The organism is Pseudomonas sp. GD04091 (assembly GCF_029836165.1).
In the GTDB taxonomy this organism is placed as follows: Bacteria; Pseudomonadota; Gammaproteobacteria; order Pseudomonadales; family Pseudomonadaceae; genus Aquipseudomonas.
Window position 1 is genome coordinate 36,638 of the sequence record NZ_JAOEBG010000025.1, and the last position, 22,776, is coordinate 59,413.

The following is a 22,776-nucleotide window of genomic DNA, read 5'->3' on the forward strand; positions in this document are numbered from 1 at the left end:
AATTGTTGTAAATTTACGCCATCCATTTCGACTTCCCGCTAGCCACTGGTCTGCAGTGGTTAGCGGGTACGGGTCGAGACAGCGCTATCTCGAACAACAAAAGAGCTTGGAACCATGCCCGAACATCCGCTACATCGTTTCTTCACGTCGCAACGGCCCAGGCCGACCTTCGAGTGGGAGCGTTACCAGCAGCGCGATGTCCTGATCATCGATCACCCTCGTTGCCAGGCGGTGTTCAGCCGCCAGGGCGCACAGCTTCTGCATTTTCAACCGGCTGGCGAGAAGCCCTGGCTGTGGTGCGCCGAACAGTGGCCGCAGGTAGGCGCCATTCGTGGTGGCGTGCCGGTGTGCTGGCCCTGGTATGGTCGCCACCCCAGCGAGGACCTGTGGCCGGCCCATGGCTGGGCGCGCCTGCTGGACTGGAAGCTGGTGGACAGCCGCGAGGACGAGGAGGGCGTGACCCTGAAGTGGCGCCTGGACCTGTGCGACTGGCAGGTCGACCTGCATGCCCGGCTCGGAGCGAGCATGGAGCTGAGCCTGAGCACCGAGCACCAGGACAGCGAGCCCTGCCAGCTGAGCCATGCGCTGCTGGCCTACTGGCGTATCAGCGACGTGTCGAAGATAGCGCTGTCCGGGCTCGAGGACATCGAAGGCTACGATCGCCTCAACCGCCAGGCCTGCCGCGAGGATGGCGCGCTGACGCTCAAGGGCGGTTGCCAGAAGGTCTACCCCGGCACCCCCCGGGTGCAGCTACAGGACCCGGCCTGGCAGCGTGAGCTGTGCATCGACACAGGCGACAGCGACGACACGGTGGTCTGGCACCCGGGCAACCGCCCATTGATGGGTGTGACCGGGCGCGAGTGCCAGGGCTTCGTCTGCGTCGAGGCGGCCAGTGGCAGTGACGAAGGCCTGAGCCTGGCACCGGGTGAGCGGGCGCATTTGCGGCTGCAGGCGCACCGGCTCAGCTGAGATCGTCATCCTCGATCGGGTAGCGGCTGGCGTTGAGACTTTCCTTGATCTTGCGCAGGTGCGGCTGGAAGTCCACGCCGCGGCGCAGGGTCATGCCGGTGGCCAGCACGTCGAGCACGGTGAGCTGGATGATCCGCGAGGTCATCGGCATGTAGATGTCGGTGTCCTCCGGCAGCGGGATATGCAGGCTCAGGCTGCAGGCCTGGGCCAGCGGCGAGCCGGCGGCGGTCAGGCCGAGCACCGAAGCGCCGTTTTCCCGCGCCAGGCGCGCCACCTCGACCAGCTCGCGGGTGCGCCCGGTGTAGGAGATGATCACGAACAGATCGCCGGTGTGGGCCACCGAAGCCAGCATGCGCTGCATCAGCACGTCGGCGTGGGCCGACACGGCGAGGTTGAAGCGGAAGAACTTGTGCTGGGCATCGAGGGCCACGGGGGCCGAGGCGCCCAGGCCGAAGAAGTGGATCTGCCGGGCCTGGATCATCATGTCCACGGCACGGCTGACCTGCTGCGGGTCGAGTGCCTGGCAGGCGCTGTCCAGCGAGGCGATGGCGCTGCCGAAGATCTTCTGGGTATAGGCCGCCGGATCGTCGTCGGCCTCCACCGCGCGGCTGACATAGGCGGCGCCGCTGGCCAGGCTCTGGGCCAGCTGCAGCTTGAGCTCGGGGTAGCCGCTGACACCGAACGAGCGGCAGAAGCGGTTGACCGTCGGTTCGCTGACCTTGGCCGCCTGGGCCAGGGCGGCGATGCTGAAGCGGGTGGCCTGTTGCGGGTTGAGCAGGATGACTTCGGCGACTTTGCGTTCGGCCTTGTTCAGCTCGTCCAGGCGGCCCTGGATCTGTTCCAGGAGGTTTCGCACGCGGTCCATGGTGTGTCCTTGGGTCGGGAAGCAGGCTTGTTGCGGTGGCGTGTATCGTACTGTCGGCAAGAATGTCACACCACTTGTCTGTAATGGATAGCTGTAATGTTGTTGTTTTTACTACATTGGCCCTTGAAAAGCAGGGTTGAAACCGGTATTCCTAGTCCCACATTTATAAAAGAACCAACATCATGGCTGCGATCAGTGTCGAACCTTGCACCTTCGCCCTCTTCGGCGCCCTTGGCGACCTGGCCTTGCGCAAGCTGTTTCCCGCGCTCTACCAGCTCGACCGCGCCGACCTCCTGCACCCGGACACCCGTCTGCTGGCCCTGGCCCGCGAGCCGGGCAGCGCGCAGGAGCACCTGAACACCATCGAGGCCCATCTGCGCCGCCACGTCGCCGAAGCGGAGCTCGACGCGGTGTCGCTGGCGCGCTTTCTCGAACGCCTCGATTACCTGCACCTGGATTTCGTCCAGCCCGAGGGCTACCAGGCCCTGGCCGAGCAGGCCCCGGCCGAGTTGCCGCTGATCGCCTATTTCGCCACGGCGGCGGCGGTCTACGGCGCGATCTGTGAAAACCTCGACAAGGTCGGCCTGGCCTCGCGCACCCGGGTGGTGCTGGAAAAGCCCATCGGCCATGACCTGGAGTCGTCGCGCCGGGTCAACGATGCGGTGGCGCGGTTCTTCCCCGAGAGCCGGGTTTATCGCATCGACCACTACCTGGGCAAGGAGACGGTCCAGAACCTGATCGCCCTGCGCTTCGCCAACAGCCTGTTCGAAACCCAGTGGAACCAGAATTCCATCTCCCATGTGGAGATCACCGTCGCCGAGAAGGTCGGCATCGAGGGCCGCTGGGGCTACTTCGACAAGGCCGGCCAGCTGCGTGACATGATCCAGAACCACCTGCTGCAGCTGCTCTGCCTGATCGCCATGGACCCGCCCAGCGACCTGTCGGCCGACAGTATCCGCGACGAGAAGGTCAAGGTGCTCAAGGCACTGGCGCCGATCACCGGCGAGGGCCTCAGCACCCATGTGGTGCGCGGCCAGTACATCGCCGGTTTCAGCGATGGCAAGCCGGTGCCAGGCTACCTGGAAGAAGACAACGCCAATGCCCAGAGTGACACGGAGACCTTCGTCGCCCTGCGCGCCGACATCCGCAACTGGCGCTGGTCGGGCGTGCCGTTCTACCTGCGTACCGGCAAGCGCATGCCGCAGAAGCTGTCGCAGATCGTCATCCACTTCAAGGAAACCCCGCACTATATCTTCGCCCCGGAACAGCGTTTGCAGATCGGCAACAAGCTGATCATTCGCCTGCAGCCGGACGAGGGCATTTCGCTGCGGGTGATGACCAAGGAGCAGGGCCTGGACAAGGGCATGCAACTGCGCAGCGGCCCGCTGCAGCTGAACTTCTCCGACACCTGGCGCAGCGCGCGAATTCCGGATGCCTACGAGCGTCTGCTGCTGGAAGTGATGCGCGGCAACCAGAACCTGTTCGTGCGCAAGGACGAGATCGAATATGCCTGGAAATGGTGCGATCAGCTGATCGCCGGCTGGAAGACCAGCGGCGACGCGCCCAAGCCCTATGCGGCCGGTTCCTGGGGGCCGATGAGCTCGATTGCATTGATCACTCGCGATGGGAGGGCCTGGTATGGCGATATCTGAACTGCAACTGCCGGCGACGGTAAAGGTGCATCAGCTGGCTGATGCGAAAACCCTGGCGGCGACCCTCGCCGCAGACGTGGCCGAGCGACTGCGCCAGGCCATCGCCAGCAAGGGCCAGGCCTGCGTGGTGCTGTCCGGTGGCCGCAGCCCGGTGCCGTTTCTCGAGAAGCTGGCCGCAGAACAGCTGGACTGGTCGAAGGTCACCGTGAGCCTGGCGGACGAGCGCTGGGTGCCGGTGGCGCACGGTGACAGCAACGCCGGCCTGCTGGCCCGCCACCTGCTCAAGGGGGCGGCGGCCAAGGCACGCTTCATCGGCCTCTACCAGCCTGCCGCCACCTTGGAAGCCGCCGCCGAGCAGGCCGACCAGGTGCTCGCCGACCTGCCACCGATCGATGTGCTGGTGCTGGGCATGGGCGACGATGGCCACACGGCCTCGCTGTTCCCTGCCAGCCCCAACCTGCGCCAGGGCCTGGCCAAGGTCGGCGAGCGTCGTTGTCTGCCGATGCTGGCGCCCAGCGTGCCCCACCAGCGCCTGAGCATGACCCGCGCGCTGCTGGCCAGCGCCGGCTTCATCGCCCTTTCCGTGCAAGGCGCGGGCAAGCTTGCCACCCTGCGTGCCGCCCTGGCCGCCGAAGACCCAACCGAAATGCCGATTCGCGCCTTTCTTCACGACCCCCTGGACATCTACTGGTGCCCATGAGCCAAGGACCCATTGTCATGACCACCCTCGAACGCCCACAGCCTTTGCTCTCGATGGCCGAGAAAGCCGAGCGCATCGATGCGATCTGCGACAAGGCGCGCATCCTGCCGGTGATCACCATCGCCCGTGAGGAGGACATCCTGCCACTGGCCGACGCCCTGGCCGCTGGCGGCATCCGCACCCTGGAAGTGACCCTGCGCTCGCAGCATGGCCTGAAGGCCATCCAGGTCCTGCGCGAGCAGCGTCCCGAGCTGTGCGTCGGCGCCGGTACCGTGCTCGACCGCGGCATGTTCGCCGCCGTCGAGGCCGCGGGCGCGCAGTTCGTCGTCACCCCGGGCATCACCCAGGACATCCTCGAGGCCGGCGTGCAAAGCGATATCCCGCTGCTGCCGGGCATCAGCACGCCGTCCGAGATCATGATGGGCTACGCCCTGGGCTACCGCCGCTTCAAGCTGTTCCCGGCCGAGATCAGCGGTGGCGTGGCGGCGATCAAGGCCTTCGCTGGCCCGTTCGGCGACATTCGTTTCTGCCCGACCGGTGGGGTGAATCCGGCCAACGTGCGCAACTACATGGCCCTGCCCAACGTGATGTGCGTGGGTGGTACCTGGATGCTCGACAGCAGCTGGATCAAGAACGGCGACTGGGCGCGGATCGAGGCGTGCAGCGCCGAGGCGATGGCGTTGCTGGACTGACAGATTTCGTTGTGTGCTACACGGTTATGGGGCGCTTGGTCGGCGCCCCTTTTTTTCGCCTGCAGTTGCGCCTTGCAGGGTGATCGGCATTCACGCATCCCCCTGTAGGAGCGGCCTTGTGTCGCGAAAGGGGCGCGCAGCGGCCCCTGGATTTCAGCGTTCATGCAAAGATCGCCGGGGCCGCCTTGCGGCCCTTTCGCGACACAAGGCCGCTCCTACAGGGGTGCAGTACGAAGCGACAGGCATGAAAAAGCCCGCATCGAGGATGCGGGCTTCGGTCATCGGCGATGGCTTACGCCGCCTTGGCCTGCTGCTGGCTCAGCGATCGGTTCAGCGCGCTGAACAGTGCCTTGAAGCTGGCCGTGGTGATGTTCTCGTCGATGCCCACGCCATGTACCGGGCGGCCACCGGCCACGCGCAGTTCGATGTAGGCCGCCGCCTTGGCGTTGGTGCCGGCGCCGATGGCGTGTTCGTTGTAGTCCATGATCTCCACGCTGACCGGCAAGCCGGCCACCAGCGCTTCCAGGGCGCCGTTGCCCTTGCCGTGCCAGTGCAGGGTGGTCTCGCCTTCACCGGAGACTTCCACCTGCACATGGCTGCTGCCGTTCTCTTCCTGCAGGCGGTGGCTGACCAGCGCATACGGTGCGTTGGCCTGGAGGTATTCCTTCTGCAGCAGCTTGTAGATCTGCTCGGCGGTCATTTCCAGGCCGAGGCGGTCGGTCTCGCCCTGCACCACCTGGCTGAACTCGATCTGCATGCGGCGCGGCAGGCTGATGCCGTACTCCTGCTCGAGCAGGTAGGTGATGCCACCCTTGCCGGACTGGCTGTTGACGCGGATCACCGCCTCGTAGCTGCGGCCGATGTCGGCCGGGTCGATCGGCAGGTACGGCACTTCCCACAGCTCGCCGTCCTTCTGCTGGGTGAAGCCCTTGCGGATGGCATCCTGGTGCGAGCCGGAGAACGCGGTGTGCACCAGGTCGCCGACGTACGGGTGGCGTGGGTGCACCGGCAGCTGGTTGCATTCCTCGACGACCTTGCGCACGCCGTCGATGTCGGAGAAGTCCAGCTGCGGGTCGATGCCCTGGGTGTAGAGGTTCAGCGCCAGGGTCACCAGGTCGACGTTGCCGGTGCGCTCGCCGTTGCCGAACAGGCAGCCTTCGGCACGATCGGCGCCGGCCATCAGGCCCAGCTCGGTGGCGGCGATACCGGTGCCACGGTCGTTGTGGGTGTGCAGGCTGATGATCACGCTGTCGCGGCGGTTGACGTTGCGGCAGAACCATTCGATCTGGTCGGCGTAGACGTTCGGCGTGGCGACTTCGACGGTGGCCGGCAGGTTGAGGATGATCTTGTGCTCAGGCGTCGGGTTCCACACCTCGATCACCGCGTCGCACACCTCCTTGGCGAACGCCAGTTCGGTGGCGCTGAAGGTTTCCGGCGAGTACTGGAAGGTCCACTGGGTTTCCGGCTGCTGGGCGGCGTACTTGACGAACAGCTTGGCCGCATTGACCGCGATGTCCTTCACGCCTTGCTTGTCCTGGTTGAAGACGATGCGGCGGAACGACGGGCAGGTGGCGTTGTACAGGTGGACGATGGCCTTCTTGGCGCCGCGCAGGGACTCGAAGGTGCGGGCGATCAGGTCTTCACGGGCCTGGGTGAGCACCTGGATGGTGGTGTCGTCCGGGATGTGGCCGTCCTCGATCAGGCTGCGCACGAAGTCGAAATCGGTCTGCGAGGCGGACGGGAATGCCGCTTCGATTTCCTTCACGCCCACCTGCACCAAGGTCTTCCAGAACCGCAGCTTCTTCTCCGAGTCCATCGGCTCGATCAGCGACTGGTTGCCATCACGCAGGTCGGAGCTGCACCAGATCGGCGCCTGGGTGATGGTCTTCGACGGCCAGGTGCGGTCGGGCAGGTCGATGGTCGGGAACGCGCGGTACTTCTTCGATGGGTCTTTGAGCATGGTCATGGAAGCAATCCTTTTATGTGCGGCCGTGATCGGGCCTGCCGAACGAATACGAGAGAAAAAGGCGAGGCGACGCGATTCACCCTGGTAGTCGGGCGCTGACCAGGCATAGGCTGCGATGTTGTCGGAGCAGGGTGCTGAAGATGTTCATGTGCTCAACCCTAACCAGTGGGTTGGGGGATGGCAAGCATTGCGGAAAAATTGAGAGAAATGCTTAAAAAAACTGATTGGTAGAAATTGTGTGGCTTTAATTTTTGTTTTGTTGAGATTTTCTTGCGTGATGTTTTTCCATTGCGCAAATCGCGGGGCAAGCCCTCTCCCACGTGACCTGGGGTGGCATCGTGGGAGCGGGCTTGCCCTGCGACAGCGGTTTCAGGGTTGGAACGCGCCGATGAAGATCGCCGGATCGACGCGCGCATCGTTCAGGCTGACGTTCCAGTGCATGTGCGGTCCGGTAGCGCGTCCGGTCGAACCCACGCGCCCCACCACCTCGCCACGGCGCAGCACCTGCCCAGGCTTCACGTCGATCTTCGACATGTGGCAGAACATGCTGATGAACCCTTGCCCATGGTCGACGAACACCGTGCGGCCATTGAAGAAGTAGTCCCCCACCAGGATCACCTTGCCGTTGGCCGGGGTCTTGATCGGCGTGCCGGCGGGCACGGCGAAGTCCAGGCCGGCATGCGGGTTGCGTTCTTCGCCGTTGAAGAAGCGGCGTACGCCGAACTTGCTCGACAGCGGGCCGTTGACCGGCTTGTCGAGGATCAGGTTGCTCGGCAGGGTGGGGCTGAAGCTGCGATAGGCCGTGATCTGTTCGGCCAGCTCGCGGTCGATGCGCTTGAGGTCCTGGGGCTCGGGATTGACCTGGCGCTTGTTCTTCAGGGTGATGTGCTGCTCGGGATACTTCTTGCTGCCCACGGTGAACGGCAGGGTGCGAGCGCCCTGGGTGAGCACCGCGCTGCCGGGCTTCTGGGTCAGGGGAATGCCGACGATGGCCAGCCAGTTGTCCTGCTCCCTGACCACCAGTACCGGCTTGCCATCGAAGCGGGCGGTCGGGGCGCTGGCCGACGGCCCCAGGTCGATCACCGCCACGCCACCCGGCACCGGCTTGTTGAGGGTGCGAGTGATGTAGCTGGCCTGGGCCGCAGTGAGCGGCAGCAGCAGGGCGAGGGCGAGCAGTGGCGTGAACAGGCGGGGCATGTGTCAGTCCAGTAGCGAGAGGGTGACCGGGGTCTGGTGGTTGTCTTCGACCCGCACCTTGAGCTCGCCCTCGTTGAGGCGGGCGGTCAGGCGTTGGCCGTTGTGGGTCTGCGCGGCGCTGCGGATGGCCTGGCCACGCTCGTCGAGCAGGATGCTGTAGCCACGGGCGAGGGTGGCCAGTGGGCTGACCACCTGCAAGGTCTGCAGCTGCGCCTGGAACCGCTGGCGACGATCCTTGAGCACGTCGCGCATGGCCCGTGGCAGGCGTTCGGCGAGGCTGTCCAGGCGCTGCTTGAGCAGTTTCAGGCTGCGCCCCGGATGTTGCGCGGCCAGGCGCGTGTCGAGACGGCCGAGGCGTTCGTGGCGTTGGCTCATGCCGAGCATGAAGGCGCGGCGCAGGCGCATGTCCAGATCGTCCAGGCGCTGGGCCTGCTGGCGCAGGCGCTCGCCCGGGTGGCGCAGGCGGCGGCTCAGGCCTTCCACGCGCAGGCGGTCGTGGGCCAGGCGGCTTTGCATGCGCAGCAGCAGGCGCCGCCGAAGGCTGTCCAGACGCTGCTGCAGGCCGCTGCTGTCGGGAGCGAGCAGTTCGGCGGCGGCCGATGGCGTGGGCGCGCGCATGTCCGCGACGAAGTCGCTGATCGACACGTCGGTCTCATGGCCTACCGCGCTGACGACAGGCGTGACGCACGCGGCCACGGCGCGGGCCACGGCCTCTTCGTTGAAGCACCAGAGGTCTTCCAGCGAGCCGCCGCCACGGGCCAGGATCAGGGCATCGAAGCCTTGCCGGTCGGCCATTTGCAGGGCGCGGACGATCTGATTGATGGCTTCGCGTCCCTGCACCGCGGTGGGGATCAGGTTCAACTCGACCTGCGGCGCGCGGCGGCGGAAAACGCTGATGATGTCGCGGATCACCGCGCCGGTGGGCGAGGTGACGATGCCAATGCGTTGCGGATGCGCTGGCAGCGGCTTCTTGCGTTCGGTGCTGAACAGGCCCTCGGCGCCGAGATTTTCCTTCAAGGCTTCGAACGCCAGGCGCAGGGCGCCGTCGCCGGCAGGCTCGACGGTGTCGAGAATCAGCTGATAGTCGCCGCGCCCCTCGAACAGCGAGACCTTGCCGCGCACCCGCACCGCCAGGCCGTCACGCAGGGCCTGGCGCACCCGGGCGGCGTTCTGCCGGAACAACGCGCAGCGAATCTGCGCACCACTGTCCTTGAGGGTGAAGTACAGGTGACCGGAGGCCGGGCGGGCGAGGTTGGAAATCTCGCCCTCCACCCAGACACTGCGGAACACGTCCTCGAGCAGCACGCGAGCGCGGCCGTTGAGCTGGCTGACGGTGAGGACCTCGCGGTCCAGGCCAAGTCGTTCGAAAGGGTCTCTGATCATGGGCGGCATCATAAAGGACATCGGTCCCGGTTGTCTGTTCCTGGCCCGGTCGCCGGGGCAGGGCGCGATCATTGTAGGAGCGGCCTTGTGTCGCGAAAGGGCTGCGACGCAGCCCCAGTTTTTCAGCTTTGCCGCAGAGATTGCCGGGGCTGCTTTGCAGCCCTTTCGCGACACAAGGCCGCTCCTACAGGGTGTTTGCGCCGAGACCTCAACTTTTCATCGCTGCCGCAAACTGCTGCACCAGCTCCCCGGCATCCCGCCGACAAGCCAGCGCCACGGTACTCTGGCAAGCCTCGGCCAGCGGCACGAAGCGCACCGCCGGCGGGGCGATCTCGCGCATGCTCGCCGGCAGCAAGGCCACCCCGAACCCGGCCTGGATCAGCTGCAGCTGCGTGGTCTTGCGGGACACCACCTGGGCCGCCTGGGGGAAGAAGCCTTCATTCATGCACAGCGATGCCGACAGGTAGCTCAATCCGCCCCGCTCACGATGAGGGATGGAAATGAAGCGTTCTTCGCGCAACTGCCCCAGTCGGGCACTGGCCGCCGTGGCCAGCGGATGGTTCGCCGCCACCGCCAGCAGCAGGGGCTCGTCGAACAGTGCGTGCAGCTCCACGCCCTCGTGCTGGCGCAGAACTGGCAGGCGCAGCAGGCCGATTTCCAGGCGGCCTTCGGCGATGTCCTGCAGTTGCGCTTCCGACGATTGCTGGGCGATTTCCAGTGATACGCCAGGATTGGCCTTCAGGTAGCCGCCGAGGCGTTCGAGCAATCGCCCGGTCAATGGCACGGTGCTGGAGTGGTTCAGGCGCAGGCTGCCGCGCAGGCCCTGGCCGATTTTTCGGGCCAGGCGTTCGGCCTGGTCCAGGTCGGCCAGCAGGCGCCGGGCGCGGTCGAGGAACACCTGCCCGGCGGCGGTCAGTCGAGGCTGGCGGGCGGTGCGCTCGAACAAGGCCGTGTCGAGCTGCAGCTCCAGCTCCTTGATCTGTCGGCTCAGGGCGGACTGGGCGATGTACAGCCGTTCGGCGGCAGCACTGAAGCTGCCGCTCTCGGCGATTTCGACGAAATAGCGCAGTTGACGGGTGGATGTCATGTCATGCCTTTTCGAGATGGCTCCTGGCGAAAAGGCATATTAGTCGGCATGGCTCGGTGCTGGCTAACCTTGAGCTGTCTTCCCAGGAATCGCAGCAATGTTCGCTCAACTGTCGTTCTCCGCCCTCGACTGGCTGCCCATCCTGCTCGGCGTGGCCGTGGCCTACATCGTCTTTGGTATCGCCGGCTTCGGCACCGCGCTGGTTGCCGGCCCCGTGCTGATCCATTTCATGCCGTTGTCGCGGATCATCCCGTTGCTGGTGCTGCTGGATTTCGTCGCCGCGTTCGGCAACCTGCTGCCGTCCCGGCGCGATGTGGTGCGCGGCGAACTGCTGCGCTTGCTGCCGTTCATGGCCGTGGGCTGCACGCTGGGCGTGGTGTTCCTGCTGCATCTGAAGTCGGAGGTCCTGCTGTTGCTGATGGGCTTGTTCGTCACCGCCTATGCCGTCTACGGCCTCGCGGTGAAGGTCCGGCCGGCGAGCCTGTCGGCGCTGTGGGCGGTGCCCATGGGCACGGTGGGTGGACTGTTCGGCGCGTTGTTCGGCAGCGGTGGCTTTTTGTACGCGATCTACCTCAGTGCACGGCTGCAGGCCAAGGAGCAGGTGCGCGCGACCCAGGTTGCGCTGATCAGTTGCAGCACGCTGGTGCGCCTGTCGCTGTTCCTGATCGCCGGGGTGTATGCCGACGCCAGCCTGCTGCTGCTCGCCGCCTGCCTGCTGCCGGTGATGTTCCTCGGCACCTGGCTGGGGCGGCGGCTGACCTTGAAGTTGTCCCGAGAGGCCTTCGTGCGGTTGATCACCTGGCTGGTGCTGGCCAGCGGCCTGGCGCTGATCGGTCGCTATCTGAGCGCTTGAGCAGGCGCTAGAATTGCGCGATTACCGCAGTCCCCAGGCCCGCCTCAAGCATGAACACCCAGAGCATCATCGTTCCAAAACTGTCCACCGTGCCGGTTCACGAAGCCCGTGCCCGCGCCATCCTGCGCTGGCTGGTGCGTGAAAAAATCGTCGAGGAGCAACTGACAACCTGTGGCCGCACCGGCAACCGCATGGGGCACGCCCTGGCCGCGGGGGCGCGCAAGATCGCCCTGCGCCCGGAGAAGCTGCCGCTTGGCGAGCAGGTCAATGGCCTCGAGGTGATGCTCAAGCGCTGCATCTACACCCCCACCGAGGGCTTCCTCGAAGAGGCCGGCTGCCCGGAGTGCCGGCGCGAGGTCGGCGAGCCGCTGTTCGAGAGCCTGGAAGAATGGATGCCGGGGGTGAGCGACAACTTCACCTGCCCGCTGTGCGGCTTCGAGGATGACATCAACGGCTTTCTCTACCTGCAGCCCTGTGCCTTTTCCAACCTGGGGTTCATCTTCAACAACTGGGGCGAGGCCGGGTTCACCCAGGCCTTTCTCGACAGCTTCGCCGACTGGCTGGACCAGCCGGTGGCGGTGGTACAGGTAAAACTGCCGCAACGCTGACCGAAGGCCCTCATTTTGCATTGAGCGGCGCGCCATGGATGGGTATAATGGCGCGCTTCCATTTTTCCCTCCCGGGAGCCCCCGCGATGCTGCGTATCAGCCAAGAAGCCCTGACCTTCGACGATATCCTCCTTGTACCTGGCTACTCCGAGGTACTGCCCAATGAAGTCAGTCTCAAGACCCGTTTGACTCGTGGCATCGAGCTGAACATTCCCCTGGTCTCCGCCGCCATGGATACCGTGACCGAAGCGCGTCTGGCCATCGCCATGGCTCAGGAAGGCGGCATCGGCATCATCCACAAGAACATGACCATCGAGCAGCAGGCCGGCGAAGTGCGCAAGGTCAAGAAGTTCGAGGCCGGCGTGGTCAAGGACCCGATCACCATCGATGCCGACGCCACCGTGCGCGATCTGTTCGAGCTGACCCGCCTGAACAACATCTCCGGCGTTCCGGTACTGGCCAACGGTGACCTGGTCGGCATCGTCACTTCCCGTGACGTGCGCTTCGAAACCCGTCTGGAAGCCAAGGTTCGCGACGTGATGACGCCCAAAGAGCGTCTGGTCACCGTCCGCGAAGGCGCCGACAAGAACGAAGTCCGTGAGCTGCTGCACAAGCACCGCCTGGAAAAAGTCCTGATCGTCGACGACAAGTTCAGCCTCAAGGGCATGATGACCGTCAAGGACATCGAGAAGGCCAAGGCCTACCCGCTGGCCAGCAAGGACGACCAGGGTCGCCTGCGCGTCGGCGCCGCGGTCGGCACCGGCAAGGACACCGGCGAGCGCGTTGCCGCCCTGGTTGCCGCCGGCGTTGACGTGGTGGTGGTCGACACCGCCCACGGTCACTCCAAAGGCGTGATCGACCGCGTTCGCTGGGTGAAAGAGAACTACCCGCAGGTTCAGGTGATCGGCGGCAACATCGCCACCGGCGCGGCCGCCAAGGCCCTGGCCGAAGCCGGCGCCGACGCGGTCAAGGTCGGTATCGGCCCTGGCTCGATCTGCACCACCCGTATCGTCGCCGGTGTCGGCGTGCCGCAGATCAGCGCCATCGCCAACGTCGCCGCCGCGCTGCAAGGCACTGGCGTGCCGCTGATCGCCGACGGCGGCATCCGTTTCTCGGGTGACCTGTCCAAGGCCATCGTCGCCGGCGCCTCGTGCGTGATGATGGGCTCGATGTTCGCCGGTACCGAAGAAGCACCGGGTGAAGTCGAGCTGTTCCAGGGCCGTTCCTACAAGGCCTACCGCGGCATGGGCTCGCTGGGTGCCATGGCGCAGGCGCAAGGCTCCTCCGACCGTTACTTCCAGGACTCCTCGGCCGGCGCCGAGAAGCTGGTTCCGGAAGGCATCGAAGGCCGCGTGCCGTACAAGGGCGCCCTGGCGGCGATCATCCACCAGCTGATGGGCGGCCTGCGTTCGTCCATGGGCTACACCGGCAGCGCGACCATCGAAGAGATGCGCACCAAGCCGGAGTTCGTGCGCATCACCGGTGCCGGCATGGCCGAGTCCCACGTGCACGATGTGCAGATCACCAAAGAAGCCCCTAACTACCGCGTAGGCTGAGGCTTCAGCAACATCAGCATGCGGGGCTGTCACGACAGCCCCGCGTCGTTTCCGATTTCCACTGACGAGATTGAGTCATGGCCCTCGACATTCACGCTCACCGCATCCTGATCCTCGATTTCGGTTCCCAGTACACTCAGCTGATCGCCCGCCGCGTGCGCGAAATCGGTGTGTACTGCGAACTGCACCCGTTCGACATGGACGATGAAGCGATCCGCGAATTCAACCCGCGCGGCATCATCCTGGCCGGCGGCCCCGAGTCGGTCCACGAAGCCAACAGCCCACGCGCCCCGCAGGCCGTGTTCGACCTGAAGGTCCCGGTGCTGGGCATCTGCTACGGCATGCAGACCATGGCCGAGCAGATGGGCGGCAAGGTCGAAGGTTCCGACCTGCGCGAGTTCGGCTACGCCCGCGTCGACGTGGTCGGCAAGAGCCGCCTGCTCGACGGCATCGAAGACCACGTCGACGATGACGGCGTGCTGGGCCTGGACGTGTGGATGAGCCACGGCGACAAGGTCACCCAGATGCCAGGCAACTTCAGCGTGCTGGCCAGCACCCCGAGCTGCCCGATCGCCGGCATGTACGACGACGCCCTGGGCTACTACGGCGTGCAGTTCCACCCGGAAGTGACCCACACCAAGCAGGGCGGTCGCATCCTGTCGCGCTTCGTCCAGGACATCTGTGGCTGCGAAGCCCTGTGGACTCCATCGAACATCGTCGAAGACGCCATCGCCCAGGTGCGCGAGCAGGTCGGTTCGGCCAACGTCCTGCTGGGCCTGTCCGGCGGCGTCGACAGCTCGGTGGTTGCCGCGCTGCTGCACCGCGCCATCGGCGACCAGCTGACCTGCGTGTTCGTCGACAACGGCCTGCTGCGCCTGCACGAAGGCGACCAGGTGATGGCCATGTTCAAAGAGAACATGGGCGTCAAGGTGATCCGTGCCGACGCCGAGAAGCAGTTCCTCGACAACCTGGAAGGCGAAGCCGACCCGGAGAAGAAGCGCAAGATCATCGGTCGCACCTTCATCGACGTGTTCGATGCCGAGGCCAGCAAGCTGGACAACATCCAGTTCCTCGCCCAGGGCACCATCTACCCGGACGTGATCGAGTCGGCTGGCGCCAAGAGCGGCAAGGCCCACGTGATCAAGTCGCACCACAACGTCGGTGGCCTGCCGGAGGAGATGAACCTCAAGCTGGTCGAGCCGCTGCGCGAACTGTTCAAGGACGAAGTGCGCAAGATCGGCCTGGAGCTGGGCCTGCCGTACGACATGGTCTACCGCCACCCGTTCCCGGGCCCGGGCCTGGGCGTGCGCATCCTCGGTGAAGTGAAGAAGGAGTACGCCGACATCCTGCGTCGCGCCGACCACATCTTCATCGAAGAACTGCGCAAGGCCGACTGGTACCACAAGACCAGCCAGGCGTTCGTGGTGTTCCAGCCGGTCAAGTCGGTCGGCGTCGTCGGCGACGGCCGTCGCTACGCCTGGGTCGTGGCCCTGCGCGCCGTCGAGACCGTGGACTTCATGACCGCGCGTTGGGCGCACCTGCCGTACGAGCTGTTGGAGACTGTCAGCGGCCGTATCATCAACGAGATCGACGGCATCTCCCGCGTCACCTACGACGTGTCGAGCAAGCCGCCTGCGACCATCGAGTGGGAATGATCGGAAGGCCGGCACAGTCCGGCTCCGATAGACCCGGCAACACCGAGAAGCCCGCGTAATAGCGGGCTTTCTTCTGCTTCCTGGCCGAGCGCACCCTCAACGCCGTGCCGAATGTTGCTGAGGTGCCAGGAACGCATCGTGGAAGTATGTACGGAACGCCTGCATCGCCGGGCTGAGTTCCCGTTCGCGGTGCCATGCCAGGCCGACACTCATGGGCGTGACCTTGTCGCTGATGGTCACGGTTTCGATGCGCTTGCCTTCCAGCGACCATGGCCGGTGCACCAGGTCCGACAGGATCGCCACGCCACTGCCATTGGCCACCATGCTGCGCACCGCCTCCACCGAACTGGTGCGCACCCGCACGTTCGGTTGCTGGTGCGCATGCTCCCAGTAGCGCATGGCGCTTTGCTCGGCTTCATCGACGGTCAACAGGATGTAGGGTTCCTTCGCCACTTCGGCCAGGCTCACGGACGAGTGCTCGCATAGCGGATGGTGGCTGGGCAGCCACAGCCGGCGTTCGGAGTTGAACAGGGTTTGCGAGACGATGTCCGGGTGGGTGAGGTTCGCCGTCAGCACGACCGCCATGTCGAAACGACCTTCCAGCAAGCCTTGCTCGATGGCTTGCCGTTCCTGTTCGTGCACTTCGATGGCCACGTCCGGGTGCCAGTGCTCCAGGCGCTGAAGATGGTGCGGCAGGAAGTAGCCGATCACGGTATAGCTGGCCGCGACGCGCAGCAGCCCGCTGGCGCGAATGTCGGGCAGCGGGCTGTTCAGTGCGTCATCGACGCTGCGCAGGATCACATAGGCCCGGTTGAGAAAATGCCGCCCGGCATCGGTCAGGCTCATGCCCTGGGCCGAGCGCTGGAACAGCAAGGTCCCCAGCATCCCCTCCAGTTCCTTGATCGCGGTGGTCACCGCCGATTGGGAAATGTTCAGGTGGATCGCGGCTTGCGAAATCTGGCCGACCTCGGCGGTGGCAACGAAGTAGCGGACCTGGCGCAGGGTCAGGGACATGGAGGCTCCAGCGATTGCGGTTATCTGTTTTTCAGAAGATGCGCTATCTGATAATAGATCTTCCCAAGGGGTGTCTGGGGAATCTAACGTTGGCCGCATGAAGTGACAAGCCTCAGGAGCAAGCGTCATGCAGGCAGTGGATTTCAATTCGGACATGGGTGAAGGCTTTGGTCCGTGGACTATCGGCGACGGTGTCGACAACGAACTGATGGCCTTCATCAGCTCGGCCAACATTGCCACCGGTTTTCACGCCGGCGACCCCGGCACCATGCGCCGCACCGTGGAGCAGGCCAAGCGCCTGGGCGTGGCCGTCGGTGCGCATCCGGGGTTCCGTGACCTGGTCGGCTTCGGTCGCCGGCACATCAACGCACCGGCCCAGGAACTGGTGGACGACATGCTCTACCAGCTGGGCGCGCTGCGCGAACTGGCCCGGGTACAAGGCGTGGCGCTGCAGCACATCAAGCCCCACGGCGCCCTGTACATGCATCTGGCAAGGGATGAGGCCGCCGCCCGCCTGCTGGTGGAAAACCTCCAGCGGCTGGAGCCCGAACTGCTGCTGTACTGCATGCCCGGTTCGGTGATCTGGCGCGTGGCCAGAGAACTTGGCCAACCGGTGATCCGCGAGTTCTACGCCGACCGCGAATACGACCTCAGCGGTTCCATCGTCTTCACCCGCAATGTGAAGGCTCTCGATCCGGCCCAGGTGGCTGCGCGGGTGTTGCGTGCCTGCCAGGAGGGCGTGGTACGCACGGTCGAGGGCCAGGACCTGACGATCGCGTTCGATTCCATCTGCCTGCACAGCGACACCCCGGGTGCGCTGGCGTTGGTCGAAGCCACCCGCAAGGCGCTCGATGACGCGGGCATCAGGGTTCGCGCACCGCGCTGAACCGCCCCGTTCGTCATCACGCGACACCTGGCACACAGACGCCAGGGTCTGGGTACCGATTCATTTTTTGCCTGCCTTTCTACAACTATTCCAAGAGGAACAGACATGGCCGAACACAGCGTAATCACCCCGTTGCCAGGAACCTTCTACCGCAAGGCCACCCCGGATTCGCCGAATTTCGTCGAGCCAGGGGCGCAGGTCAGCGCCGACACCGTGATCGGCCTGATCGAAGTCATGAAGCAGTTCTCCGAGCTGACCGCCGGGGCCGCAGGGCGCCTGGGTGCGTTCCTGGTCGAGGACGGTGACCCGGTGGACCCGGGGCAGGTCATCGCCACGCTCGAGCAGGCGTGAGGAAGCGACCATGACCATCAAGAAACTGCTGATCGCCAACCGTGGCGAGATCGCCGTACGGATCATCCGTGCCGCCAGGGCATTGGGGATTCCTACCGTGGCAGCGTGCAGCCAAGCGGACGTGGACGCCCAGGCCGCGCGCATGGCCGACGAGGTGCATGTCATCGGCCCGGCCCGTGCGGACAAGAGCTACCTGAATGTCGAGGCCTTGCTTGGCGCGCTGAAAGCCACCGGCGCCAATGCAGTGCATCCGGGTTACGGCTTCCTTTCCGAGAACGCCGATTTTGCCGAGGCGGTCGTTGCCGCGGGCGCCATCTTCGTCGGGCCGAGCGCCGAGACCATCCGGCGCATGGGCGACAAGGCCGAGGCACGGCGTACCGCGCAGGCCGCCGGTGTGCCGGTGGTGCCTGGCTCCCCGGGCGAGCTGTTCGACCTGGAGTCGGCGCTGGAGGCGGCCAAGGCGGTTGGTTTCCCCTTGCTGATCAAGGCTTCGGCCGGCGGTGGCGGTCGGGGTATTCGCCTGGCGGAAAACGCCGAGCAGCTGGCCGAGGCGTTTCCCCGTTCCCAGCGCGAAGCCCTGGCCGCGTTCGGTAATGGCGCGGTGTACCTGGAACGGTTCATCGGCAGGGCCCGACATATCGAAGTTCAGGTGCTGGGTGATGGGCAGCGCGCCGTGCACTTGTTCGAGCGCGAATGTTCGCTGCAGCGCCGCCGGCAGAAAATCTTCGAGGAGGCACCGTCGCCGGTGCTCGATGCGCGCCAGCGCGAAACGCTCTGCGCCAGCGCCGTGCGCCTGACCGAGGCGCTGGGCTACAAGGGTGCCGGTACCCTGGAATACCTGTATGACGATGCCACGGGAGAATTTTTCTTCATCGAAATGAACACCCGCATCCAGGTGGAACATCCGGTCAGCGAGTTGATCACCGGCATCGACCTGGTCCAGGCCATGCTGCGCATCGCGGGCGGTGAGCCGCTGGGTTTCAGGCAAAGCGATATCCCGCTCAACGGCGCCGCGCTGCAGATGCGCCTGAATGCCGAAGACCCGGCCCGGGACTTCTTTCCCAGCCCAGGCCTGGTCGAGTCGCTGAAATGGCCGCAGGGGGAGGGCGTGCGTGTTGACAGCCATCTCTATCAGGGCTACCGCGTGCCGCCATACTATGACTCGCTGCTCGCCAAGCTGATCGTGCACGGTCGCGATCGCGCCGAGGCACTGGCTCGGGCACGGCAGGCAGTGCGGCAGACCACGCTCACCGGCATGGCCAGTACGTTGGCGCTGCACGGCGAGCTGCTCGAGCAACCCTGGCTGCACGGCGCCGACTTCCACACCGGCACCCTGGAAACCTGGCTGGCCACGCGCCGCGGCGGAGATGAGGCATGAACAATCCAATCCGGTACAGCTTTGGCGGTGATGAGCACCTGTTCGCCGAAGTCAGTGAAAGCATGTCCCTGGAAGCCTTCTTCAAGGGCATGGCCGTGACTCGCGCGGTGGAGGGTCTGGCGCTGGATGGCGTGCTGGACGTATGCCTGGCCAATGCCTCGTTCCAGGTCCGATTCGATCCAGACCGCATCGCCCCCGCTGACGTGCTGGAGGCGGTGAAAGGCGCGGAGGCCGAGGCTGTGGCCGAGCGCACCCTGCAGACCCGGATGATCGAAATCCCGGTGCTCTACAACGACCCCTGGACCCATGAAACCCTGATGCGCTTTCGCGACCGGCACCAGGATCCGGACGCGACCGACCTGGAGTACGCGGCCCGGATCAACGGCCTGGCGGACGTCGAGGCGTTCATCGCCGCCCACAGCGGCGCGCCCTGGTTCGTCTCGATGGTCGGCTTCGTCGCGGGGCTGCCGTTCATGTTCCAGATGGTCGAGCGCGAACGTCAGCTGCAGGTGCCCAAATACCTGCGACCGCGCACCGACACGCCGAAATTGACCCTGGGCCATGGTGGCTGCTTCGGCTGCATCTACTCGGTGCGTGGCGCTGGCGGCTATCAGATGTTCGGTGTCACGCCGGCGCCGATCTACGACCCGCAACAGAAACTGGCGTACCTGAAAGAGCACATGGTGTTCTTCCGTCCAGGCGACATCGTGCAGTTCAAGCCGATGAGCCGTGAGGCGTATGACCAGGCCGTCGCCGAGGTGGAGGCTGGGCGTTTCGACCTGCGGATCCGCCCGGTGGTGTTCTCGCTGGATGCGTTTCTCGCCGACCCGGTCGGCTATCCCAAGTCGCTGCAGGAGGTGCTGGCATGATCAAGGTACTCAAACCCGGTCTGGCCACTTCGGTGCAGGATCTGGGCCGCGAAGGCTACTACCACCTGGGCATTCCGCCATCCGGCGCGCTGGATCGATATGCCCTGAGTGCGGCCAATCAGCTGGTCGGCAACCCGGCTGGAGCGGCGGCGCTGGAGTGCACCCTGCTGGGCCCGGAGCTGGAGTTCCGGCAGGACGCGCTGGTGGCGGTCTGTGGCGCGCACATGACGCCGCGGGTCGATGGCGTGGAAATGCACCAGGACACCGCCTTTGCGGTAAAGGCCGGGCAAGTGCTGCGGTTCGAGTTTCCGCGCGCCGGCGCTCGCGCCTACCTGGCGGTGGCCGGTGGCATCGATGTGCCGGTGGTGCTGGGAAGTCGCTCTACCTACACGCTGGGAGGGCTTGGTGGCTTTCAGGGGCGCCGCCTGATTGCCGGGGATGAATTGCCGGTGGGCAGCGCCAGCGGGAAGGGGCGTGTCGGCGCCAGCCTGCCCATGGCATTGCGCCAGTCCCTGGGGGGGGAAATCAGCCTGCGGGTGGTGCCTGGCCTGTATTACGAGCGCCTGATGCCATCGGCGGCGGACAGCTTCTTCGCCGAGAGCTGGACCGTCGGTTCGGAGGCGGACCGCATCGGCTACCGTTTCAAGGGCGGCAGCCCGCTGAGTTTCCAGCCCCGCGAACAGCCGTTCGGGGCCGGCTCCGATCCGTCGAACATCGTCGACAGCTGCTACCCGATTGGTTCGATCCAGGTGCCCGCCGGGCTCGAACCCATCGTGCTGCACCGGGACGCGGTGTCCGGCGGTGGCTACGCCATGATCGGCACGGTGATCAGCGCCGACCTCGACCTGATCGGCCAGATGCAACCCAACCAGAAGGCCCGCTTCGTTGCGGTGAGCCTGGAGGAGGCACTGGACGCGCGACGATCCTACAAGAAGAAGCTCGGCTATTTGAGCAAGCTGCTTCTTTCCTGATGCCGCCCACCTCGCTGCCACCGCGCTCCGGTGCGGTGGTGGCTGCCTGGCGCCTCGACCTTCCACGGGGCGTGCAGTGCCTGGTGCGGCAACTCTTCACTTAATCTTTCGCAAATGCAGGTGTATCGTATTCGCCCTTCATCGCCAGCCTTGCTGGCAGCTTGATCGCGCTGAAACGAGGTACCCGCACCGATGTCCTTTACCCGTCGACAAATGCTCAAGGGCCTGACTGGCCTGGTGGTGGTAGGCCTGGGCGCCGGCGGCGCCGCGCGCTACTGGCTGGGCAAGGTAGAGGACGACAACGCCGGGCACGACTACGAGCTGATCGCGGCGCCCCTGGATGTCGAGCTGGTGCCGGGCTTCAAGACCGAGGCCTGGGCCTTCGGCCCGTCGGCGCCGGGTACCGAGCTGAGGGTGCGCCAGGGCACCTGGCTGCGGGTGCGCTTCATCAACCACCTGCCGGTGGAGACCACCATCCACTGGCACGGCATTCGCCTGCCGCTGGAGATGGACGGTGTGCCGTATGTCTCGCAACTGCCGGTCAAGCCTGGCGAGTATTTCGACTACAAGTTCCGCGTGCCCGATGCCGGCAGCTACTGGTATCACCCGCATGTGAGCAGCTCCGAGGAACTGGGGCGTGGCCTGGTCGGCCCGTTGATCGTCGAGGAGCGCGAGCCGACCGGTTTCAGGCACGAGCGAACGCTGAGCCTGAAGAACTGGCACGTGGACGAGCAGGGCGCCTGGATGCCGTTCAGCATCCCTCGCGAAGCCGCCCGCAACGGCACCGCCGGACGCTTGATCACCATCAACGGGCAGCCCGAGTCGGTCACCGAACTGCCGGCGGGGCAGGTGGTGCGGGTACGCCTGTTGAACTTGGACAACACCTGGACCTACCGGTTGAACCTCAAGGGCAACTGCGAGGCGATGATCTATGCCCTCGACGGCAATCCGGTCACCCCGCGTCCGCTGGACGACGAATACTGGCTTGGCCCGGGCATGCGTATCTGTCTGGCGATCCGCATCCCCGAGGCAGGCGAAGAGATTTCCCTGCGTGACGGTTTCGTGCGCCTGGGCACCCTGCGCTCGGTGGCCAGCAGCGAGGCGCCCGGCGACTGGCCCAAGGCGCTGCCGCCGAACCCGGTGGCCGAGCCGGACCTGGAGAACGCCGAGAAGCTCAACTTCAATTTCGAATGGGTCGGCAAGGTCTCGGTGAACACCGAGAACGGCAAGCCGCCGAGCCTGTGGCAGATCAACGGCCAAGCCTGGGACATCACCGACAAGACCTGCGCCGACCGGCCGATCGCCACGCTGCAGAAGGGCAAGAGCTATATCTTCGAGCTGAAGAACATGACCCAGTACCAGCACCCGATCCACCTGCATGGCATGAGTTTCAAGGTGATCGCGTCCAATCGACGCAAGATCGTCGAACCATGGTTCACCGACACCTACCTGCTGGGCAAGAACGAGCGGGCGCAGGTGGCGCTGGTGGCGGATAACCCCGGCACCTGGATGTTCCATTGCCATGTCATCGACCACATGGAAACCGGCCTGATGGCCGCGATCGCGGTGGTCTGATGCGCCCGCAGATCATCGATCGCAGCCGTGATCAGGAATTCATGCGCCTGGCCCTCGAGCTGGCGGCGCAAGGCGCGGCCCTGGGCGAGGTGCCGGTGGGCGCGGTGCTGGTGCAGCATGGCCAGGTGATCGGCCAGGGCTTCAACCGGCCGATCATCGACAGCGACCCCAGCGCCCATGCCGAAATGGTGGCGATTCGTGCCGCGGCCAAGTCCGCCAGCAACTACCGGTTGCCGCGCAGCACCCTGTACGTGACCCTGGAGCCTTGCAGCATGTGCGCGGGGCTGATCGTGCATTCACGGGTGGCGCGGGTGGTCTACGGGGCGCTGGAGCCCAAGGCGGGGATCGTGCAGAGTCAGGGGCAGTTCTTCAGCCAGGGGTTCCTCAACCATCGGGTGATGTTCGAGGGTGGGGTGCTGGCGCAGGAGTGTGGGGCGATCCTGAGCGAGTTCTTCAAGGCGCGGCGGGCGAAAGCTTAGCTGACGCGATCCCTGTAGGAGCGGCCTTGTGTCGCGAAAGGGCTGCGCAGCGGCCCCAGGATTTCAGTGG

Annotated in this window: 21 protein-coding genes; 15 read left to right on the forward strand and 6 right to left on the reverse strand. The window is 65.3% G+C overall.

Annotation, left to right across the window (positions count from 1 at the left end; translation table 11 throughout):
* Positions 1-114: 114 nt before the first annotated feature.
* Complete coding sequence (locus N7422_RS22965; RefSeq protein WP_279808691.1) at positions 115-969, forward strand: D-hexose-6-phosphate mutarotase; 855 nt, start codon at positions 115-117, stop codon at positions 967-969.
* Here N7422_RS22965 and hexR read toward each other — a convergent pair.
* A complete protein-coding gene (gene hexR, locus N7422_RS22970; protein WP_181427842.1) occupies positions 962-1,825 on the reverse strand; it encodes a DNA-binding transcriptional regulator HexR in 864 nt (287 codons plus the stop codon). The two genes, N7422_RS22965 and hexR, sit on opposite strands and share 8 nt — an antisense overlap.
* Positions 1,826-2,016: 191 nt before the next feature.
* Here hexR and zwf point away from each other — a divergent pair, with 191 nt between their 5' ends.
* From zwf to N7422_RS22985, 3 genes are read left to right on the forward strand one after another with little or no spacing between them, the layout of a single operon-like run.
* A complete protein-coding gene (gene zwf / locus N7422_RS22975) occupies positions 2,017-3,486 on the forward strand; it encodes a glucose-6-phosphate dehydrogenase (RefSeq protein ID WP_279808692.1) in 1,470 nt (489 codons plus the stop codon).
* Positions 3,473-4,186, forward strand: a complete 714-nt coding sequence (gene pgl / locus N7422_RS22980; RefSeq protein ID WP_279808693.1) for a 6-phosphogluconolactonase — start codon at positions 3,473-3,475, stop codon at positions 4,184-4,186. Before zwf ends, pgl begins: the two co-directional genes overlap by 14 nt.
* 17 nt (positions 4,187-4,203) lie before the next feature.
* Entirely contained in the window at positions 4,204-4,878 is a 675-nt protein-coding gene (locus tag N7422_RS22985) for a bifunctional 4-hydroxy-2-oxoglutarate aldolase/2-dehydro-3-deoxy-phosphogluconate aldolase (RefSeq protein WP_279808694.1), read from the forward strand.
* Between the two features lie 292 nt (positions 4,879-5,170).
* On the opposite strand, the gene leuA is transcribed toward N7422_RS22985, so the two are convergent.
* The 4 genes from leuA to N7422_RS23005 form a co-directional block, all read right to left on the reverse strand.
* Positions 5,171-6,844 carry a 2-isopropylmalate synthase gene (leuA, locus tag N7422_RS22990; protein ID WP_279808695.1) on the reverse strand — a complete coding sequence of 558 codons (1,674 nt, stop codon included), beginning with the start codon at positions 6,842-6,844 and terminating at the stop codon, positions 5,171-5,173.
* 369 nt (positions 6,845-7,213) lie between these two features.
* On the reverse strand, positions 7,214-8,041 hold the full coding sequence (locus tag N7422_RS22995) for a M23 family metallopeptidase (protein ID WP_279808696.1): 828 nt from the start codon (positions 8,039-8,041) through the stop codon (positions 7,214-7,216).
* Positions 8,042-8,044: 3 nt separating this feature from the next.
* Entirely contained in the window at positions 8,045-9,424 is a 1,380-nt protein-coding gene (gene xseA / locus N7422_RS23000) for an exodeoxyribonuclease VII large subunit (protein ID WP_279808697.1), read from the reverse strand.
* Positions 9,425-9,632: 208 nt separating this feature from the next.
* Complete coding sequence (locus N7422_RS23005) at positions 9,633-10,511, reverse strand: LysR substrate-binding domain-containing protein (RefSeq protein WP_279808698.1); 879 nt, start codon at positions 10,509-10,511, stop codon at positions 9,633-9,635.
* Between the two features lie 97 nt (positions 10,512-10,608).
* Between N7422_RS23005 and N7422_RS23010 the strand changes: the two genes are divergently transcribed.
* The 4 genes from N7422_RS23010 (at position 10,609) to guaA (ending at position 15,183) form a co-directional block, all read left to right on the forward strand.
* Positions 10,609-11,364, forward strand: coding sequence for a sulfite exporter TauE/SafE family protein (locus N7422_RS23010; protein WP_279808699.1), 756 nt, complete (start codon positions 10,609-10,611; stop codon positions 11,362-11,364).
* Between the two features lie 50 nt (positions 11,365-11,414).
* Positions 11,415-11,972: a sugar ABC transporter ATPase gene (locus N7422_RS23015; protein ID WP_279808700.1), complete on the forward strand. Its 558-nt coding sequence runs from the start codon at positions 11,415-11,417 to the stop codon at positions 11,970-11,972.
* Positions 11,973-12,058: 86 nt separating this feature from the next.
* Positions 12,059-13,528: an IMP dehydrogenase gene (gene guaB / locus N7422_RS23020; RefSeq protein ID WP_279808701.1), complete on the forward strand. Its 1,470-nt coding sequence runs from the start codon at positions 12,059-12,061 to the stop codon at positions 13,526-13,528.
* Positions 13,529-13,605: 77 nt separating this feature from the next.
* Positions 13,606-15,183, forward strand: coding sequence for a glutamine-hydrolyzing GMP synthase (guaA, locus tag N7422_RS23025; RefSeq protein WP_240065548.1), 1,578 nt, complete (start codon positions 13,606-13,608; stop codon positions 15,181-15,183).
* Between the two features lie 96 nt (positions 15,184-15,279).
* Here the strand turns inward: guaA and N7422_RS23030 are convergent, their stop codons facing one another.
* Complete coding sequence (locus N7422_RS23030; protein WP_279808702.1) at positions 15,280-16,197, reverse strand: LysR family transcriptional regulator; 918 nt, start codon at positions 16,195-16,197, stop codon at positions 15,280-15,282.
* 127 nt (positions 16,198-16,324) lie between these two features.
* On the opposite strand from N7422_RS23030, the gene N7422_RS23035 reads away from it, so the two are divergent.
* From N7422_RS23035 to tadA, 7 genes are all read left to right on the forward strand, one after another.
* On the forward strand, positions 16,325-17,083 hold the full coding sequence (locus N7422_RS23035) for a 5-oxoprolinase subunit PxpA (protein ID WP_279808703.1): 759 nt from the start codon (positions 16,325-16,327) through the stop codon (positions 17,081-17,083).
* A 105-nt stretch (positions 17,084-17,188) separates the two neighbouring features.
* The gene (locus tag N7422_RS23040) at positions 17,189-17,434 is read left to right on the forward strand and encodes an acetyl-CoA carboxylase (protein WP_279808704.1); all 246 of its coding nucleotides are present in this window, start codon (positions 17,189-17,191) and stop codon (positions 17,432-17,434) included.
* A gap of 10 nt (positions 17,435-17,444) precedes the next feature.
* Positions 17,445-18,812, forward strand: coding sequence for an acetyl-CoA carboxylase biotin carboxylase subunit (locus tag N7422_RS23045; RefSeq protein WP_279808706.1), 1,368 nt, complete (start codon positions 17,445-17,447; stop codon positions 18,810-18,812).
* On the forward strand, positions 18,809-19,681 hold the full coding sequence (locus N7422_RS23050) for an allophanate hydrolase subunit 1 (protein ID WP_279808707.1): 873 nt from the start codon (positions 18,809-18,811) through the stop codon (positions 19,679-19,681). Before N7422_RS23045 ends, N7422_RS23050 begins: the two co-directional genes overlap by 4 nt.
* Positions 19,678-20,652 (forward strand): biotin-dependent carboxyltransferase family protein, encoded by a 975-nt coding sequence (locus tag N7422_RS23055; protein WP_279808708.1) that lies wholly within the window; start codon positions 19,678-19,680, stop codon positions 20,650-20,652. Before N7422_RS23050 ends, N7422_RS23055 begins: the two co-directional genes overlap by 4 nt.
* 192 nt (positions 20,653-20,844) lie before the next feature.
* Complete coding sequence (locus N7422_RS23060; protein ID WP_279808709.1) at positions 20,845-22,227, forward strand: multicopper oxidase family protein; 1,383 nt, start codon at positions 20,845-20,847, stop codon at positions 22,225-22,227.
* Positions 22,227-22,706, forward strand: coding sequence for a tRNA adenosine(34) deaminase TadA (tadA, locus tag N7422_RS23065; RefSeq protein ID WP_279808711.1), 480 nt, complete (start codon positions 22,227-22,229; stop codon positions 22,704-22,706). Before N7422_RS23060 ends, tadA begins: the two co-directional genes overlap by 1 nt.
* Positions 22,707-22,776 lie beyond the last annotated feature (70 nt).

Bases quoted from the DNA above. Each gene is read 5' to 3' on its own strand.
- N7422_RS22965 (WP_279808691.1), top strand. From the start codon at position 115: ATGCCCGAACATCCGCTACATCGTTTCTTCACGTCGCAACGGCCCAGG.
- zwf (WP_279808692.1), top strand. From the start codon at position 2,017: ATGGCTGCGATCAGTGTCGAACCTTGCACCTTCGCCCTCTTCGGCGCC.
- pgl (WP_279808693.1), top strand. From the start codon at position 3,473: ATGGCGATATCTGAACTGCAACTGCCGGCGACGGTAAAGGTGCATCAG.
- N7422_RS22985 (WP_279808694.1), top strand. From the start codon at position 4,204: ATGACCACCCTCGAACGCCCACAGCCTTTGCTCTCGATGGCCGAGAAA.
- leuA (WP_279808695.1), bottom strand. From the start codon at position 6,844: ATGACCATGCTCAAAGACCCATCGAAGAAGTACCGCGCGTTCCCGACC.
- N7422_RS22995 (WP_279808696.1), bottom strand. From the start codon at position 8,041: ATGCCCCGCCTGTTCACGCCACTGCTCGCCCTCGCCCTGCTGCTGCCG.
- xseA (WP_279808697.1), bottom strand. From the start codon at position 9,424: ATGATCAGAGACCCTTTCGAACGACTTGGCCTGGACCGCGAGGTCCTC.
- N7422_RS23005 (WP_279808698.1), bottom strand. From the start codon at position 10,511: ATGACATCCACCCGTCAACTGCGCTATTTCGTCGAAATCGCCGAGAGC.
- N7422_RS23010 (WP_279808699.1), top strand. From the start codon at position 10,609: ATGTTCGCTCAACTGTCGTTCTCCGCCCTCGACTGGCTGCCCATCCTG.
- N7422_RS23015 (WP_279808700.1), top strand. From the start codon at position 11,415: ATGAACACCCAGAGCATCATCGTTCCAAAACTGTCCACCGTGCCGGTT.
- guaB (WP_279808701.1), top strand. From the start codon at position 12,059: ATGCTGCGTATCAGCCAAGAAGCCCTGACCTTCGACGATATCCTCCTT.
- guaA (WP_240065548.1), top strand. From the start codon at position 13,606: ATGGCCCTCGACATTCACGCTCACCGCATCCTGATCCTCGATTTCGGT.
- N7422_RS23030 (WP_279808702.1), bottom strand. From the start codon at position 16,197: ATGTCCCTGACCCTGCGCCAGGTCCGCTACTTCGTTGCCACCGCCGAG.
- N7422_RS23035 (WP_279808703.1), top strand. From the start codon at position 16,325: ATGCAGGCAGTGGATTTCAATTCGGACATGGGTGAAGGCTTTGGTCCG.
- N7422_RS23040 (WP_279808704.1), top strand. From the start codon at position 17,189: ATGGCCGAACACAGCGTAATCACCCCGTTGCCAGGAACCTTCTACCGC.
- N7422_RS23045 (WP_279808706.1), top strand. From the start codon at position 17,445: ATGACCATCAAGAAACTGCTGATCGCCAACCGTGGCGAGATCGCCGTA.
- N7422_RS23050 (WP_279808707.1), top strand. From the start codon at position 18,809: ATGAACAATCCAATCCGGTACAGCTTTGGCGGTGATGAGCACCTGTTC.
- N7422_RS23055 (WP_279808708.1), top strand. From the start codon at position 19,678: ATGATCAAGGTACTCAAACCCGGTCTGGCCACTTCGGTGCAGGATCTG.
- N7422_RS23060 (WP_279808709.1), top strand. From the start codon at position 20,845: ATGTCCTTTACCCGTCGACAAATGCTCAAGGGCCTGACTGGCCTGGTG.
- tadA (WP_279808711.1), top strand. From the start codon at position 22,227: ATGCGCCCGCAGATCATCGATCGCAGCCGTGATCAGGAATTCATGCGC.